We start from the raw sequence: 15,264 nt of genomic DNA, 5'->3' as shown, positions 1-15,264 counted from the left end.
ACATGATGGGTGTGAAAGCCCTGAAAATGGCTTTGAGTGCGTCAGGTCGCGGCGTATGCACAAGGTAGTGCGCGTCAGGGACTGACGTTGACCCCGGGGCGCAGCTCGGGGAGGCGTCCTGACAGTTCGAGATCAGTGGCCGTACGCGCCAGCACATGTTCAGTGGCTTCACGAGCTGCGTCGGGCTGGCGCATGCGGATGGCTTCCAGCACCCGGCGATGCCGCTCCAGGCTGTCGTCGAGACGATCAACGCGGTGATGAGAGCGTTGAATCAGGGCCACAATCGAGGGACGCAGTAAAATGCCCATCTGGCGCCAGACCAGATTGTGACTGGCGCGATAGATGGCATCATGAAAGGCCACATCATGATCGATATGAGCGCCGCGCTGCGCCGGGTCATGGGCGGTATCACACATGCCGTTGAAGGCGCTTTCAATCTGCGCCAGATCCAGCGCCGTGGCTGCACGTGCAGCCAGTTCGCTGACGTAGGGTTCGGCCGCCAGACGAAAGGCAAACACTTCATGTACCAGTCGCGGATGCGGGGTTTCCAGCCGGGACAGCCAGAGGCTCATGTTGGGGTCCAGCAGGTGCCATTCCGAAATATTGCACACTACGGTCCCGCGGCCAGCGGTGCGCTCGATCAGACCGCAGGCACTTAGCGTTGCCAGCGCGTTGCGGATGCGATTGCGACTGACGCCGAAATGCGCACAAAGATCCATCTCGCGAGGGACGGTATCACCGCAGACCCATCGGCCTGACAGGATGGTATGGGCCAGAGCGGCAGCCAGTGTCGCGGCATCGGCATTGGCGGGCGCATGAGGCAGGGATTGTCTATCGGACACAGGCGTCTCCAAATATCAGATATAAATATAATAATGTCTGATATTTACCTCAACGCTTGTCTGACAATGGACCTATAGACATTGGTCGGGCGCGGTAAGCACGAGAAGTGGTTTTAAAAGTGGTGGACTCTCGAGAAAAGAAAGCCCCGGCTTGCCGGGGCTCTTGTCGTTGGCGGTTTAAACTTCCTTGTACAGTTCGCTGCCTTCCTCCCTGAAACGCTCTGCCTGCTCGCTCATGCCGCGCTTGAGGGTTTCCTCATCGGTCGTGCCCATAAGGCCTCGTTCCCGGGCGTGGTCCCGAACCTCCTGACTGATCTTCATCGAGCAGAACTTCGGCCCGCACATGGAGCAAAAGTGCGCCACCTTGGCCGAGTCCTTGGGCAGGGTCTCGTCGTGATATTCCCGCGCAGTGTCCGGGTCGAGTCCCAGATTGAACTGATCCTCCCAGCGAAACTCGAAGCGCGCCTTGGAAAGGGCATTGTCGCGGCGCTGTGAGGCCGGGTGGCCCTTGGCCAGATCCGCGGCGTGGGCGGCAATCTTGTAGGTGATGATGCCGGTCTTGACGTCGTCGCGGTTGGGCAGGCCCAGATGCTCCTTTGGCGTGACGTAGCAGAGCATGGCGCAGCCGTACCAGCCGATCATCGCCGCGCCAATGCCGGAGGTGATGTGGTCATAGCCCGGGGCGATGTCGGTGGTCAGCGGCCCCAGCGTGTAGAAGGGCGCCTCGTCACAGCATTCGAGCTGCTTGTCCATGTTCTCCTTGATCAGGTGCATCGGCACGTGCCCCGGCCCCTCGATCATCACCTGCACGTCGTGACGCCAGGCGATCTGTGTCAGCTCGCCCAGGGTTTCAAGCTCGGCGAACTGGGCAGCGTCGTTGGCATCGGCGATTGAGCCAGGGCGCAGGCCGTCCCCCAGCGAGAAGGCGACATCATAGGCCTTCATGATCTCGCAGATTTCCTCGAAGTGCGTGTAGAGAAAGCTCTCCTCGTGATGGGCCAGACACCACTTGGCCATGATCGAGCCGCCGCGCGAGACAATGCCAGTAGTGCGTTCGGCGGTCATCGGCACATGGTGCAGCCTGACGCCGGCGTGGATGGTGAAATAATCCACCCCCTGTTCGGCCTGCTCGATCAGCGTGTCGCGAAAGATCTCCCAGGTGAGGTTTTCGGCCACGCCATTGACCTTCTCGAGCGCCTGATACAGCGGCACCGTGCCGATCGGCACCGGCGAGTTGCGGATAATCCACTCGCGGGTCTCGTGAATGTTCTGGCCCGTCGAGAGATCCATGATGGTATCGGCGCCCCAGCGGATGCCCCAGGTCATCTTGTCGACCTCTTCCTCGATCGAGGAAGTCACCGCCGAATTGCCCAGATTGCCGTTGATCTTCACCAGGAAATTGCGCCCGATGATCATCGGCTCGCTTTCGGGGTGGTTGATGTTATTGGGGATGATCGCCCGCCCGCGGGCCACTTCCTCACGCACGAATTCTGCCGTGATCTCTTCCGGCAGGCGGGCGCCGAAGCTTTCCCCCTTGTGCTGGTGCCCCAAAATGCGCTCGACCTCCGCAGTACCCATCTGCTGGCGGCGCTGATTTTCGCGCAGGGCGATAAATTCCATCTCGGGGGTCACGATGCCGCGGCGGGCGTAGTGCAGCTGGGTCACGTTTTGACCTGCCTTCGCGCGTCGCGGCGTGCGCGTCAGGGCAAAGCGCAGGGTCGACAGGCGCGGGTCCTCGGCGCGGCGGCGGCCATACTCACTGGTTGGGCCATCCAGCCACTCGGTGTCACCCCGCTCATCGATCCAGGTGCGGCGCAGATCTGCAAGCCCGCGACGGATGTCGATGTCGGCGTCCGGGTCGGTATAGGGGCCGGAAGTGTCATAGACCAGCAGCGGCGGGTTCTCTTCGATGCCATCACGGGTGGTGGTCGGCGAGAGGCTGATTTCGCGCATCGGTACTCGAATGTCCGGTCGCGAGCCTTCAATGAAGACCTTGCGCGAGGCGGGCAGCGGGGCAATGGCGGCACCGTTCACTTTGGCGGTATCGGCCAGAAAGGTCGGAGATTTCCGGTCGCGGCGCGGTGAACGTGCGTCGTGAGCGGCGGTGGTATCGATCATGGTGTGCTCCAGAGCGTGACATCAGTCAGCCGGCGCACCGCGTAGGCAGAGAAGGGGAGGTGTTGCGAGATGCCATGATGGTAGCGTGGACCCTTCGCTTGATCCCTACGCCGGTATTAGCCGGATCAGGTTCATCGGGATCCACCGTGGTATCGCCAGGCGACACAAGGTGATCTCAGCCGGTTCCACCGGCACCCCGTCAAGCAGCAATGGTCAGGCCATCGCGGGCCCAGTCTGTGCTCGTCGTACGTGGTACGTCAAGGCAGTTGATTTGCCCATTCGTCAAACCCTCAGCCTGCAGCATCAAGTCCCATCTGCTAAAAGGCTAATTCAAGGTGCATAGCGTCATGAAAGGTTTTGGTCCGCTAGGCAAAGCGTCTGCTGGTCTCCAGTATGAAAAATTTGCTTGGATGCCTTTATGATCAATGGATAATTTTGTTCTAAGTGATTACATAGCCTCAATGAACGTGCCAGCAAGTTCGTTGAGATTATGTGGCTGAATGTATAATCAATGGCATGTATCTTATGAATTGACTGTAAAAAGTATTAATTTTATAAGCATCGGCTCAATCTTGGGTGTGGAGATTGCCGAGTAAAAATATTGAAGAGAGTTGTTCAGATAATTGATTAATGGGACAGCTGCTTTAGCCGTTTTGGAAAAGTAATCAGGAGAGCCTGTATATGTCGACTACTGCATTGCGTATAGAATTACTCATAGTAGGTTTTCAAGCCTCGATATGGTTTGTGTTGTTTTTCGCCAACTTTGAAGATTTTATTTATTTTTATAAGTCAAATGCTTTGATGATAAAAGATTCAGGCGCTGTGATAGTACTGTTCGCTTTGGCATGGAGTTACTCGTTAGGTGCAATGGTCGATGGGGTTACTGCAACCATTGAGGACCCAAAATCACTGCTCAAAAAACCAAGAGGATATAAAGATTCTTCTTCTATGAGGCTTAAATATCCAGAAGCATATAAAGAACTTGTTGCGTCGGATTTTGAATTGCGGTTGCTCCGTTCAACTTCATTTAACTTGATTTTAATTGGCTTTTCATTGTTGTTTGAAATTGGCGTCTCAGCTTTGATGGTTGTTGCATTTTTCGGAGCTTTATTTGTTGGGATTGCTTGGTATAGAAGAAAAAATAAAGCGAACTCAAGAAGAGCCTCGCTTTATGAGAAAGCTGAAAAGCTCTCATCAATGCCCCATTCCCGGCAGTAGGTGACGTGCAGCCCCATTTCGGTGTCCACGATGGTCTTTAAATTGTCCAGCGAGTGACGAAGCTCCGTCATGTCGCGGCTTTTATAGACCGCCAGCCCCCAGGCGCGCGCAAAGTGGATCAGAAACAGATAGTCCTGCTTCAGGTAGTGACGAAAGGATTCCTCGGAGAGCGTGGCGGCGCCAAGTTGTCGCACGAAATCGTGCTCGATGTAGGCGCGCCAGTCGTTCGGACAAGTGTTGATCAGGTCAGTAAAGCAGTAGCCCATAAAGCCTCCGGTGATAGCGATCCGAAGGGCAGGCGAGAAGATCGAGAAAGTGGCGCGGAGAAGAGTGAGACGTTGCACCGGCGCCATCGCTTGATCCCTACGCCGGTACCCGCGCTTTTCCAAATAGCGCATTAGCCGGATCAGGTTCAGCGGGATCAGCACTTGGCACGCTCAAAAGAGCACGCCCTGCGCTATCTCAGCCGGAATTCACCGGCACCCCGTCAAGCAGACGATGGCCAGGCCATCGCATCGTCACTCTGTGCTGTTCGGCGGCGGGCGGTCAAGCCCTGTCGGCCGTCTTCCATCGCAAAAAGCGGGTCTATTTGGCGAAGAGCTGGCTCATGTCCTTGAAGGCCTTGAATTCAAGAGCGTTGCCGCAGGGGTCGAGCAAAAACATGGTCGCCTGCTCGCCGGGCTGATCCTTGAAGCGCACGTAGGGCTCGATCACGAACACCGTTCCGGCTGCTCGAAGGCGCTCGGCCAGCCGCTCCCACTCCTGCCAGCCCAGCACAATGCCAAAGTGAGGAATCGGAACATCGTGTCCGTCCACCGGATTGGTGTAGGCATGCTCCTGAGCAGGCGTTTTGGGATGTTCATGAATCACGAGCTGATGGCCATAGAAATCAAAGTCGACCCACTGATCGCTGGAGCGTCCCTCGCTCAGTCCAAAGGTTTCACCGTAAAACGCCCGGGCTGCGGGCAGGTCATGTACCGGGATGGCCAGGTGAAAGGGGGAAAGTGCCATGGAAAACTCCTGTCAGGGCAAAAATATGCATCTATAAAAGTACGAATGGCCTTAATATGAATGCGAAATAGTCGGATAAAAAGCGCATAATGCGCCCGTCTGAAAACCATAAAGCAGGATTCGCGATGCTTGAGGAGCTCAAGGCGCTGCTGGCGGTCGTACAACATGGCACGTTTGAATCGGCCGGCGCACAGATCGGCTTGTCACGATCGGCCATCAGTTCGCGCATCCGCCAGCTTGAAACCCGACTGGGCATAACGCTTTTCATTCGTACCGGTCGTGCGCTGCGCCTTGCACCGGATGCTCAGCGGGTAGTCACCCTGGCCCGGCAGATGCTGGCACTGGCCGATGAGATGCAGGCAATTGATAGCACCGCGCTGCGAGGGCATCTGCGTCTGGGAGCGATTACCAGCGTGCAGGGCACGCTATTGCCGCCGGTGCTTCGGGAAATGCGGTTGCAGGCGCCTGATCTACACGTCCAGCTGATACCGGGTGTTTCGCTGACGCTGCTGGATCAGGTGGATCGAGGCGAGCTGGATATGGCGCTTTTGATTCGCCCGCCCTTTGCGCTGCCAGCATCCCTTCAGGGTGAGGTGTTCCATCGCGAACCGTTTGTGTTGATTACGCCGCGTGAAATCATCGAAGGCGATCCGCTGGAGATTCTGACCGGGCATCCCTTTATCCAGTACGATCGCAGCTCCTTTGGCGGGCGCCAGGTGGCCGGTTTTTTAACGCGTCAGCGCCTTGTGCCGTCGACCGTGCTGGAAGTCGACGATATTGAAGCCATCGTGCGCATGGTGGCTGCAGGCCTGGGCGTTGCCCTGGTGCCCATGGCGGGGCTGTGGTGTCGAGACGTTGATGGCGACATTCGGATTCATGCCCTGCCGTCGCCTGTCATCGAGCGTGAGCTGATGATGGTGACGCGTGCCCCGTTGGTGCCGGGCTCTTCACAGGCACTGCTGCGTGACTGCCTGATGGCCTCTCCTCGCGACCCGTGAGTGACGGCAGAACGTGCGTCGCACCTGACAGCCCTGAGCATGACGATGCCTCGGGCGTTTTAGAGGACGGATCGAGATGGTACGGATCGAGCTGGTACGGATCGATTGGCTCGTAGCGGACAGTACGTAGCAAACGGCGCAGGGCCAGATAGAGACCGGGCAATGAAGGATTCAACACTGCCGACAGGTGGCAGATGACAGGGAGAGACCATGCCCCTCAATAGTGACAAGGGCAACGACACATCGGATGTGTCCCATGTGTCGTTTCAGCAATCATCGCAAGGTGCCGAGTTCATCGAGCGTGGCGGCCCTGACTATCGACCGACCATGCTGGCGCTGTTTCTGGGCGCCTTTTCCACCTTTGCGCTGCTGTACTGCGTACAGCCCATGCTGCCGATCCTGTCCGAGGCTTTCGGCATCGATCCGGCCAGCACCAGTCTGGTGCTGTCGGTCTCGACCGGCATGCTGGCGGTAGGGCTTTTGATCACGGGCCCGCTTTCCGATGCCCTCGGGCGCAAGAAGATGATGTCGCTGGCGCTGTTGAGTGCCTCCGCGCTGACCATCGGCGCGGCGTTCATGCAGCACTGGGGCACCATTCTGGTCATGCGCTCGCTTGCCGGGCTTGCCATGGCAGGACTGTGCGGTGTGGCGATGGCCTATCTCAACGAGGAGATTCACCCGAGCTTTGTCGGTGTGTCGATGGGGCTTTATATCGGCGGTAATGCCATTGGCGGCATGAGCGGACGGTTGATCAGCGGCGTCATGGTGGATTTCGTCAATTGGCGGGTGACGCTGGCCACCATGGGCATCATCTCGCTCATCAGCGCGCTGGCCTTCATGAAGATGCTGCCGGCCTCACGCCACTTTGAACCCAGAAAGCTGAGCATCGCCAATCTGGCAGGGGCCTTTCGGCTGCACTTTCGTGATGCCGGGCTGCCGTGGCTGTTTCTGGAGGCGTTCCTGCTGATGGGCAGCTTCGTGACGCTGTTCAACTACATTGTCTATCGCCTGCTGGAGGCGCCGTATCATTTCAGCCAGACGGTCATCGGGCTGTTGTCGATTGTCTATCTCTCGGGCATCTATAGTTCGGCCTGGGCCGGCGGGCTGGCCGACCGGCTGGGGCGCTCGCGCGTGTTCTGGGTCTTTGTGGTCGTGATGCTGGCTGGGCTTGCCCTGACGCTGGCCTCTCCCGTGGTGCTGATCATGGTCGGCATGCTGATTTTCACCTTCGGCTTTTTTGCTGCCCATTCGATTGCCAGCGGCTGGGTCGGGCAGCGCGCCACCCAGGCCCGCGGTCAGGCCTCTTCGCTTTATCTGTTCAGCTATTATCTGGGTTCGAGCCTGGCCGGCACGCTGGGCGGCACCTTCTGGGACATGGCCGGCTGGAACGGCGTGGCCGCCTTCATTGCTGCGCTGCTGCTGCTGGCGTTGCTGGTGGGGCTGCGGCTTCGCCGGTTAAGCATTGAAGGATCGTGAATCCACGTCATTCCCATGACAGGTTAACGGCGCAGGCGGGGGATGTGTCTTACACTGATCATCACCCGTGTTTCATTTAAATACAGGACAAGACACCGATGACAGCTCGAAAAGTACGGCACCTGCATACCGCCATTCGCGATGACATCGGCGATCTGATTACGCATCGACCGTTGCCCGGCCCCTCGATCGACTATCTCGATCCTTGGTTGTTTCTCAATCATCACGGGCCGCAGGTGTATGATCGCGATAACAAGGGCCTGCCCTTCGGCCCGCATCCGCATCGCGGCTTTGAAACCGTCACCTTCATTCTCGACGGCTCGTTGGCGCATGCCGATAGCGGCGACCATGAAAGCATCATCAACGCCGGCGGTGTGCAGTGGATGACCGCGGGCAGCGGCCTGGTGCATTCGGAAGTGTCCCCTGAAGCCTTTCGTCGTGAAGGCGGACGTATGGAGATCCTTCAGCTCTGGCTCAATCTGCCCGCCGAGCTCAAGATGACCGAGCCGCGCTACACCGGGCTTCAGGCTGATGAGCTGGTGCAGGTCGAACTCGATGACGGCCGCGGGCACATGACGCTGATTGCCGGTGATTTCGATCAGCAGGGCAGTACCTTCCGCGGCCCGATCGAAACATTGACGCCCACCTTCATGTCGGTCATCACCATCAGGGAAGGCTCACTCATTCACCTGCCGGTACCCGAGGATGACGAAATTTTCTGCTACGTGGTGCGTGGCAACATCATGATCTCCGAGCAGGCGATCCGCCCCTGCCATTTGATCGAGTTCGAGCAGGAAGGGGACTACGTCGAGATTCGCGGCTCGGGGGATGCCACGCTGCTGTTTGGTCACGCCCCGCGGCTCAAGGAGCCCATGGTCTCTCATGGCCCGTTCGTGATGAATACGCGCGAGGAGATCGAGCAGGCCGTTGATGATTATCGCAACGGCCGGTTCGGCGGATTGAACGCCGTATAATCAATACGTTTTGAGCGAATCAAAAACGCCCGCAGCCATCGCTGCGGGCGTTTTTAATGATGGACGCCGGGTCTGGAAGGAGCGACTACCAGGCCCAGTTCATCAGCGGCGAGGGAATACGCCGACGCTCGAGTTCGCGCCAGCCCCGGGCGCAGCGCACGATGATCCACACCGTGATCAGCGGAAACAGCAGCACGCCGACCCCCAGAAACGACAATATCGTGGCCAGCGCCATATAAAACAGCCCGATCCAGAAGGTGCGGATCAGGAAGGTGTAATGATCGGCCAGCCATCCCGAAGAGCGGCCGCGATAGATGTAGGCGATGACAAGACCTGCCAGCGCCGTAATGCCGGTGAAGATGCTGGCCAGATAGAGCGCGTAGCCGATGCGTACCATCATCGGGTCGTCATCGGCGGCGGATTGATCATGAAGTATCGGGTCCCTGTCGGTCACGAAACGGCTCCTCGGGATAGTGAGATGGCGTCATCATAACTCGACAGGGAAAGGACTGTCCGCGCTGGTTCGACTCAGGACGCCAGCGGTGAGGGCGTCACGCCCTGCGGAATCGGACAGAGGTAGGGCGTGCGCGCGTTCACACGTGCCAGTTCATCACGCGCCTGATTCACCCGCTCGGGGTCTTCCAGCAGTCGCAGGGTCGTCGCGCCCAGAATGTCTGCTGCTCGCAGCATGCCCTTGTGTCCCAGCGCACTGCGCCCCTGGGCGACCACCTGCCAGGTATGCAGAGCGGTGCCGATGGCAAAGCAGCTGACATAGCACTGCGCGGTGGGCACCACGCGGCTGACATCGCCGACATCGGTAGAGCCTTTCATGATCTCCCGGCCGTCTCCCGGGGCAAGCACGGCATCGGCGAGCACCTGGTCTTCAAAGGCATCAATGCTGGCCTGGGTGTCGCGGCCGGTCATCCGGCGCATGGTATCGAGATCGGCCCGTCTGCCCGCCGGGGTGATGGTATCGGCGATGTCGCGGGCATAGTGTTGATTCTGTTCGTCAAAGTCAGGCGCGCCGAGAATGTCCATCTGCTCGAACATCAGCGCTTCCAGAGTGCGATTGGGCAGGTAGCTGGAGCAGGCCTTGTCAAACGTCACCTCGACGCTTGTGCCGGTCATCAGCGCTGCCCCGCGGGCCACGTCCTGCAGGCGGGCGTAGATGTCTTCGGTTTCCGCCATGTCGGGGGCGCGTACCAGATAAAGCACCTCGGCGCTGGATTGCACCACGTTGGGAGAATTGCCTCCGGCATCGGTCACCGCGTAGTGAAGACGTGCCTGTTCCGGGACGTGTTCGCGCAGATAGTTGGCGCCGATGTTCATCAGCTCGACCGCGTCCAGTGCACTGCGGCCTAGGTGCGGCGAGTTGGCAGCATGGGCGGCCGTGCCATGAAAGCGAAAATAGGCCTGAATGTTGGCAAGCGTCGGCGTCGAAAAAAGCCCGGTAAACGTCATGGGGTGCCAGGTGAGCGCCACATCGACGTCGTCGAACAGTCCTTCGCGGACCATGAAGGTCTTGCCCGAGCCGCCTTCCTCGCCGGGACAGCCGTAAAAGCGCACGGTGCCGGCCCCTTCGAGTCTGCCACACGAGTGCAGCTCATCCCGCACGGCCACGGCGGCGGCCAGTGCCGCCGTGCCCAGCAGGTTGTGGCCGCAGCCATGTCCATGGCCGCCGGGTTCGAGTGGTTCAAAGGCACTGGCGCCGCCGCGCTGGCTGAGCCCGGGCAGGGCATCGAACTCGCCAAGCAGGGCAATCACCGGTGAGCCGCTGCCGATACTGGCCACGAACGCTGTCTCCATGCCGGCCACGCCGCGCTCGACGTAGAAGCCCTCGGCCTCCAGCGCATCGGCCAGAAGCGCGCTTGAGAGGTGCTCTTCAAAACGGGTTTCGGGATGGTCCCAGATGGCATCGGCCAGCGCGATGAATTGATCGCGGCGTGTCTCGACCCACGCACGGATACGCGCGGCCGGGGTTTGTTCAAGAGAAGTGTCAGCGGTCATGGCGTATGCCCTCGGGATCCATGTTGAAGGCAAGATGGGCCAGGGTGCGTACGGCCAGTGGCAGCACGTCTTCGTTGAAATCGAAGCACTGGTGGTGATGGCCGGCGGCCAGCTCGGTGCCAAAGATCATGTAGGTGGCAAGCCCACCGCGCTCCTGCACTCGCTTCATCATGCAGGTCGCATCCTCGGAGCCCGAGGGTTCGCTGATGCGTGGCGTGACCACCTCAACGCCCGGCAATCCCTCGATGCGCTTCTGGATGTAATCGACCAGTGCCGGACTCGAGGTACAGGTATCGGCTTCCCCGGCGAGGCTGTATTCGACGCTGACGCCGTGCATTTGTGCCGCACCTTCGATGATATCGATCGCACGGCGGCGCATTTCTTCGTTGATCACCGTATTTTCACCGCGGGTCTCGATTTTCATCATCGCTGTGGCAGGCACAACGTTACGACCGCTGCCAGCGTTGAGCACGCCGACATTAATGCGCGAGGCACCGCCACTGTGGCGGGGGATGGCATGCAGCCCCACGGCGGCCTGAGCGGCGGCCAGCAGGGCGTTGCGTCCCTCTTCGGGGCGGCCGCCGGCATGAGCCGGCACGCCGGTATAGCGCACGTCGAGCTTGGTGGTCGCCAGATAGCCATCCTGAGCGCAGACGATTTCACCGCAGGGAATGTCCAGACCGATGTGGGTGGCAATGAAGACATCGACGTCATCAAGCACGCCGGCGCTCACCATTGAGCGCGCGCCGCGCACGCCTTCTTCCGCTGGCTGAAAGATCAGCTTGATGCGCCCGGAAAGGTCCGCCTCAAACGCTTTGAACAGCCGCGCCAGGCCCAGCCCGATGGTGGTATGACCGTCATGACCGCAGGCGTGCATCATGCCGGCATTTTGTGAGCCAAAGCCCTGCTGGGCCGGGCGGTGCGAGGCGTCAAGAGACTCCTCGAGATCCAGCGCATCCATATCGATGCGATAGCCGAGGGTCGGCCCGGGACGGCCGGTATCAAGGACCCCCACCACGCCGGTAAAGCCACCGGAGAGCTGCGGCAGCCAGCGCTCGATGGCGCCCTGGGTGCGGGCGCGGGCCTCTTCACGGGCCAGGGTGTCGGCGTCGGGCACGCCCATGCGCGAGGCGTCATCGATGACGTCGCGCCCCAGCGTGACCTGGTAACCAAGACGATCAAGCTCCTCGGCGACCAGGGAGGCGGTTCGAAACTCGACCCAGCCCGACTCGGCATGCTGGTGGAAATCGCGCCGCCAGGCGGTGAGCTGTGGGATGAGTGTCTCAAGCTGGGTATCGAACTGTGGCATTGTAGATTCAGACATTTGGGGTTCCCCTGTCTTTGAATATCAAGGCGTGTTGGTCTTTCTGGGCACGCTAGGGCATCAGCGCATGGATGCCGGGCCCGAAGGGCAGACCAAGCAGATAAAAGGCCACCAGCATCACGATCCAGAGGCTCAAAAACGCCAGCGTATAGGGCAGCATCAGTGAGATCAGCGTGCCCAGCCCCGCCTCTCGGTCGTATTTTCGGATAAACGTCAGCACCACCACCATATAGGGGTTGAGCGGTGAGATGATGTTGGTCGAGGAGTCCGCGACGCGATAGGCCATCTGGATAAAGGCCGGGTGATAGCCCAGCTGCATGAACAGCGGCACGAAGATGGGGGCTTCCAGCGCCCACTTGGCCGAGCCCGAAAAGATCAGCAGGTTCATGAAGCCGGTAAACAGGATGTAGCAGATGATGACCGGCAGACCGGTGAAGTTGATCGAGGTCAGAAGCTCTGCACCGTTGACCGCCAGCCAGCTGCCGATATGCGTCCAGCCAAACCAGGCAATGAACTGCGAAGCGGCAAAGATGAGCACGATATAGCCGCCCAGATCCCGCATGGCCTCTGCCATGCGCTCCGAGACATCCCGGGAGGTTTTGATTTTGCCGGTGGTAACGCCATAGGCCACGCTGACGGTGATGAAAAACAGCAGGATGATCGGGATGATGCCCGACAAAAAGGGCGAGGGGATCAGACCGCCGTCGTCGTTTTTAAGCGGCGAATCCGGCCACAGCACCAGCGTTGCCAGCCCGCCCAGATAGAGAAGTGCTGCGATGCCGGCGTTGCGCAGGCCTCGTCCGGCACTGGCCGGCTCGTCACTTTCGACCCGTTCAACTTCGCCCTGATAGGTGCCCAGTCGTGGCTCGGTAATGCGTTCGCTGATCTGAGCGGCGACCACGGTCAGCACCACGACCGATAGACAGTTGAAATACCAGTTGTCGACCGGGGTGACCACCATGTCGGGATCGATCAGCCGGGCAGCTTCCGTAGAGATGCCGGAGAGCAGGGCGTCGGTACCCACAATCAACAGATTGGCGGTAAAACCGGCACCGGCGCTGGCAAACCCGAGCGCCAGTCCCGCCACCGGATGACGCCCCAGCCCGTGATACACCATGGCGGCCAGCGGCGGCAGCAGAATCAGCGACGCATCGGAGGCCACATTCATCATGATGCCGGTAAAGGCGACCGTATAGGTCACCAGCTGGCGAGGGGCCGACATGACCGTGCGGCGAATCAACACATCCAGCAAGCCGATCTTTTCGGCAAGCCCGATGCCCAGCATCATCGACAGCACCAGCCCGAGCGGGGCAAAGCCGGTGAAGTTGGTCAGCATCGACCCCAGCATGAAGCGTACGCCTTCACTGGAGATCAGGCTTCGTATGGGCTGGTTCTCGCCGGTCGCCGGCAGGACAACGCTGGCGTCGACGGCGGCAAAGATCACGGAGGCGATCAACACGACCACGGCCAGGGCGACAAACAGCATGAAAGGGTCGGGCAAGCGATTGCCCAGGCGTTCGATGGTATTGAGCCAGCGCGTCGAGCGGCGTGGCTCATGGGCCTGTTGGTGCGTGGTGGCAACCATGATGGGGGCTCCGAGTAACGTATTATTGTGTGCCGTGCAGTCCCGGCGATTGTTATCGGTTACCTGATGCCAATGGGCGGGTTTTTATCGATATGATGGGCCGCATCGAACGTTCAGGTCATATCACTGTATGGGAAAGCGATGGCCGTTTGGCAGATACCGCTGTGTTCTGCCTGATACCCGAGTGTTATCACGGTAGATGACCACGCGATGCAGGGGCTCGGGCGATACATGACAAGAGAGCAGAGGATGGATTCAGGTAGAGCAGAACCGCGGCTGCATCACATTCGGGCCTTTGTGGCCGTGGCCACCCACGGCAGCATCCGCTCGGCCGCGCGTGAGCTGGGCATGTCGCAACCGGCCATGACCCGGTCCATTCGCGAGCTGGAAGAGCTCATGAATACGGCACTGCTGGTGCGCGGGGCCAGCGGTGTGACGTTGACCGACAGTGGGCGGGCGCTTGAACGTCATGCCCGGATGATCGTCAGTGAACTCAGACGGGCGCGTGACAGTGTGGATCAGGTCAGCGGTCGTGGTCGTGGTCATGTGGCCATAGGGGTATCGGCTACCGTCGCCCGGACCATTCTGCCGGCGGTTGTGGCCCGCTTTCAGAAGGGCTATCCGCAGGTGAGCATGCATCTTCAGGAGGGGCAGCTGTCGACGCTGGTCGAGCGGCTGCGTTCCGGAGAGCTCGATTTTACGATCAGCACGGTGGATACGGACACCATCGATCACGATCTGCGTATTCAGCCGCTGTTCGACAAGCCCTTTGTGGTGGTCATGCGCCATGATCATCCGCTGGCCGGGGCCACTGACCCCGAGATGCTGTGTCATGCCCGCTGGGTATTGCCCACGCCGCGAAGCGGCTATTACGCCGGTCTTTATCGCTGGCTGGATGAAAAACACATCATCAACGCACAGTCACGCCTTGAGTGTGATTCCTTTACGACCTCGCTGAACCTGATCGCCCAGAGCGACATGATCGGGGTCTTTGCTCAGGGCATGGTGGCTCATCATGGCATGGCCGGTCTGGTCGAACTGAGCCTTGAAACACCGCTGCCGTCGGCGCGCTTTCATCTGGTCCGCCATCAGGAACGGCCTCTGACCCCGGCGGCAGAACGGCTGGCACAGCTTTTTGAATACGAAAGCCGTGCCGGATGAATGGGCCTTGCCCGCGGACTCGGCTAGAATCAGCCCCTTTGGCGCATTCAGGAGACCATGCCATGCCTTCTTTCGATATCGTGTCCGAGTTTGACAAGCATGAAGCCACCAACGCTGTCGATCAGGCCAACCGCGAGGTACAAACGCGCTTTGACTTTCGTGGGGTCGATGCCAGCTTCACTCTGGAAGGGGAGAAGGTGTCGCTGGAAGCCGATGCCGATTTCCAGCTCAAGCAGATGCTCGACATCCTGCGTTCCAAATTGATTGCCCGAGGCATTGATGCCCGCTGCATGGATGAGCAGGAGCCCGTGCTGTCCGGCGTCAAGGCGCGTCAGGAAGTTCAGCTCAAGCAGGGCCTCGAGCAGCCTGACTGCAAGGCGATCGTCAAGCAGCTCAAGGAGTCGAAGCTCAAGGTGCAAAGCGCCATTCAGGGCGACAAGGTCCGCGTGACCGGCAAGAAGCGCGATGACCTGCAGCAGGCCATTGCGCTATTGAAAAGTGAAGAGGGCCCGGATCTGCCGCTGCAGTTTGATAACTTCCGCGATTGAGG

Annotated in this window: 13 protein-coding genes, 1 pseudogene and 2 riboswitches; of the genes and pseudogenes, 6 read left to right on the top strand and 8 right to left on the bottom strand. The window is 59.6% G+C overall.

Annotation, left to right across the window (positions count from 1 at the left end; translation table 11 throughout):
- Positions 1 to 74 precede the first annotated feature (74 nt).
- Together B9G99_RS01920 and thiC are read right to left on the bottom strand one after the other, a co-directional pair.
- Positions 75 to 842 carry a FadR/GntR family transcriptional regulator gene (locus tag B9G99_RS01920; RefSeq protein WP_227875881.1) on the bottom strand — a complete coding sequence of 256 codons (768 nt, stop codon included), beginning with the start codon at positions 840 to 842 and terminating at the stop codon, positions 75 to 77.
- Positions 843 to 1,019: 177 nt separating this feature from the next.
- Positions 1,020 to 2,960 (bottom strand): phosphomethylpyrimidine synthase ThiC, encoded by a 1,941-nt coding sequence (gene thiC / locus B9G99_RS01915; protein WP_086620510.1) that lies wholly within the window; start codon positions 2,958 to 2,960, stop codon positions 1,020 to 1,022.
- An 85-nt stretch (positions 2,961 to 3,045) separates the two neighbouring features.
- Positions 3,046 to 3,169: riboswitch (TPP riboswitch) on the bottom strand.
- Between the two features lie 472 nt (positions 3,170 to 3,641).
- Between thiC and B9G99_RS16700 the strand changes: the two genes are divergently transcribed.
- Complete coding sequence (locus B9G99_RS16700; RefSeq protein ID WP_148663899.1) at positions 3,642 to 4,178, top strand: hypothetical protein; 537 nt, start codon at positions 3,642 to 3,644, stop codon at positions 4,176 to 4,178.
- Here B9G99_RS16700 and B9G99_RS01910 read toward each other — a convergent pair.
- Both B9G99_RS01910 and B9G99_RS01905 read right to left on the bottom strand, forming a co-directional pair.
- Positions 4,151 to 4,444, bottom strand: a pseudogene (locus tag B9G99_RS01910) (thiaminase II/PqqC family protein); the annotation flags it as partial. The gene B9G99_RS16700 and the pseudogene B9G99_RS01910 overlap by 28 nt on opposite strands.
- A 77-nt stretch (positions 4,445 to 4,521) precedes the next feature.
- Positions 4,522 to 4,675, bottom strand: a riboswitch (TPP riboswitch).
- Between the two features lie 88 nt (positions 4,676 to 4,763).
- Positions 4,764 to 5,189: a VOC family protein gene (locus B9G99_RS01905; RefSeq protein WP_086620508.1), complete on the bottom strand. Its 426-nt coding sequence runs from the start codon at positions 5,187 to 5,189 to the stop codon at positions 4,764 to 4,766.
- A gap of 125 nt (positions 5,190 to 5,314) precedes the next feature.
- On the opposite strand from B9G99_RS01905, the gene B9G99_RS01900 reads away from it, so the two are divergent.
- From B9G99_RS01900 to B9G99_RS01890, 3 genes are all read left to right on the top strand, one after another.
- A complete protein-coding gene (locus tag B9G99_RS01900) occupies positions 5,315 to 6,187 on the top strand; it encodes a LysR family transcriptional regulator (RefSeq protein WP_158521420.1) in 873 nt (290 codons plus the stop codon).
- A 210-nt stretch (positions 6,188 to 6,397) separates the two neighbouring features.
- Entirely contained in the window at positions 6,398 to 7,663 is a 1,266-nt protein-coding gene (locus B9G99_RS01895; RefSeq protein ID WP_086620506.1) for an MFS transporter, read from the top strand.
- Between the two features lie 98 nt (positions 7,664 to 7,761).
- A complete protein-coding gene (locus tag B9G99_RS01890) occupies positions 7,762 to 8,637 on the top strand; it encodes a pirin family protein (protein ID WP_086620505.1) in 876 nt (291 codons plus the stop codon).
- 85 nt (positions 8,638 to 8,722) lie between these two features.
- Here the strand turns inward: B9G99_RS01890 and B9G99_RS01885 are convergent, their stop codons facing one another.
- From B9G99_RS01885 to B9G99_RS01870, 4 genes are all read right to left on the bottom strand, one after another.
- A complete protein-coding gene (locus B9G99_RS01885) occupies positions 8,723 to 9,091 on the bottom strand; it encodes a DUF4870 family protein (RefSeq protein ID WP_086620504.1) in 369 nt (122 codons plus the stop codon).
- Between the two features lie 74 nt (positions 9,092 to 9,165).
- Positions 9,166 to 10,644, bottom strand: coding sequence for an amidohydrolase (locus B9G99_RS01880; protein WP_086620503.1), 1,479 nt, complete (start codon positions 10,642 to 10,644; stop codon positions 9,166 to 9,168).
- A complete protein-coding gene (locus tag B9G99_RS01875; protein WP_227875880.1) occupies positions 10,634 to 11,968 on the bottom strand; it encodes an amidohydrolase in 1,335 nt (444 codons plus the stop codon). Before B9G99_RS01875 ends, B9G99_RS01880 begins: the two co-directional genes overlap by 11 nt.
- Positions 11,969 to 12,020: 52 nt before the next feature.
- Positions 12,021 to 13,553, bottom strand: a complete 1,533-nt coding sequence (locus B9G99_RS01870; RefSeq protein WP_086620501.1) for an AbgT family transporter — start codon at positions 13,551 to 13,553, stop codon at positions 12,021 to 12,023.
- Positions 13,554 to 13,802: 249 nt separating this feature from the next.
- On the opposite strand from B9G99_RS01870, the gene B9G99_RS01865 reads away from it, so the two are divergent.
- Together B9G99_RS01865 and B9G99_RS01860 are read left to right on the top strand one after the other, a co-directional pair.
- On the top strand, positions 13,803 to 14,714 hold the full coding sequence (locus B9G99_RS01865; protein ID WP_158521419.1) for a LysR substrate-binding domain-containing protein: 912 nt from the start codon (positions 13,803 to 13,805) through the stop codon (positions 14,712 to 14,714).
- Between the two features lie 62 nt (positions 14,715 to 14,776).
- Positions 14,777 to 15,262, top strand: coding sequence for a YajQ family cyclic di-GMP-binding protein (locus B9G99_RS01860; RefSeq protein ID WP_086620499.1), 486 nt, complete (start codon positions 14,777 to 14,779; stop codon positions 15,260 to 15,262).
- Positions 15,263 to 15,264 lie beyond the last annotated feature (2 nt).

The sequence above is a fragment of the Kushneria konosiri genome (assembly GCF_002155145.1).
Taxonomy (GTDB): Bacteria; Pseudomonadota; Gammaproteobacteria; order Pseudomonadales; family Halomonadaceae; genus Kushneria; species Kushneria konosiri.
The sequence above is the reverse complement of the archived record's forward strand: the minus strand, read 5'-3'. Positions and strand labels throughout refer to the sequence as shown.

Coding starts and splice junctions, on each gene's coding strand:
- thiC (WP_086620510.1), bottom strand. CDS start 2,960: ATGATCGATACCACCGCCGCTCACGACGCACGTTCACCGCGCCGCGAC.
- B9G99_RS16700 (WP_148663899.1), top strand. CDS start 3,642: ATGTCGACTACTGCATTGCGTATAGAATTACTCATAGTAGGTTTTCAA.
- B9G99_RS01905 (WP_086620508.1), bottom strand. CDS start 5,189: ATGGCACTTTCCCCCTTTCACCTGGCCATCCCGGTACATGACCTGCCC.
- B9G99_RS01900 (WP_158521420.1), top strand. CDS start 5,315: ATGCTTGAGGAGCTCAAGGCGCTGCTGGCGGTCGTACAACATGGCACG.
- B9G99_RS01895 (WP_086620506.1), top strand. CDS start 6,398: ATGCCCCTCAATAGTGACAAGGGCAACGACACATCGGATGTGTCCCAT.
- B9G99_RS01890 (WP_086620505.1), top strand. CDS start 7,762: ATGACAGCTCGAAAAGTACGGCACCTGCATACCGCCATTCGCGATGAC.
- B9G99_RS01880 (WP_086620503.1), bottom strand. CDS start 10,644: ATGACCGCTGACACTTCTCTTGAACAAACCCCGGCCGCGCGTATCCGT.
- B9G99_RS01875 (WP_227875880.1), bottom strand. CDS start 11,968: ATGTCTGAATCTACAATGCCACAGTTCGATACCCAGCTTGAGACACTC.
- B9G99_RS01870 (WP_086620501.1), bottom strand. CDS start 13,553: ATGGTTGCCACCACGCACCAACAGGCCCATGAGCCACGCCGCTCGACG.
- B9G99_RS01865 (WP_158521419.1), top strand. CDS start 13,803: ATGGATTCAGGTAGAGCAGAACCGCGGCTGCATCACATTCGGGCCTTT.
- B9G99_RS01860 (WP_086620499.1), top strand. CDS start 14,777: ATGCCTTCTTTCGATATCGTGTCCGAGTTTGACAAGCATGAAGCCACC.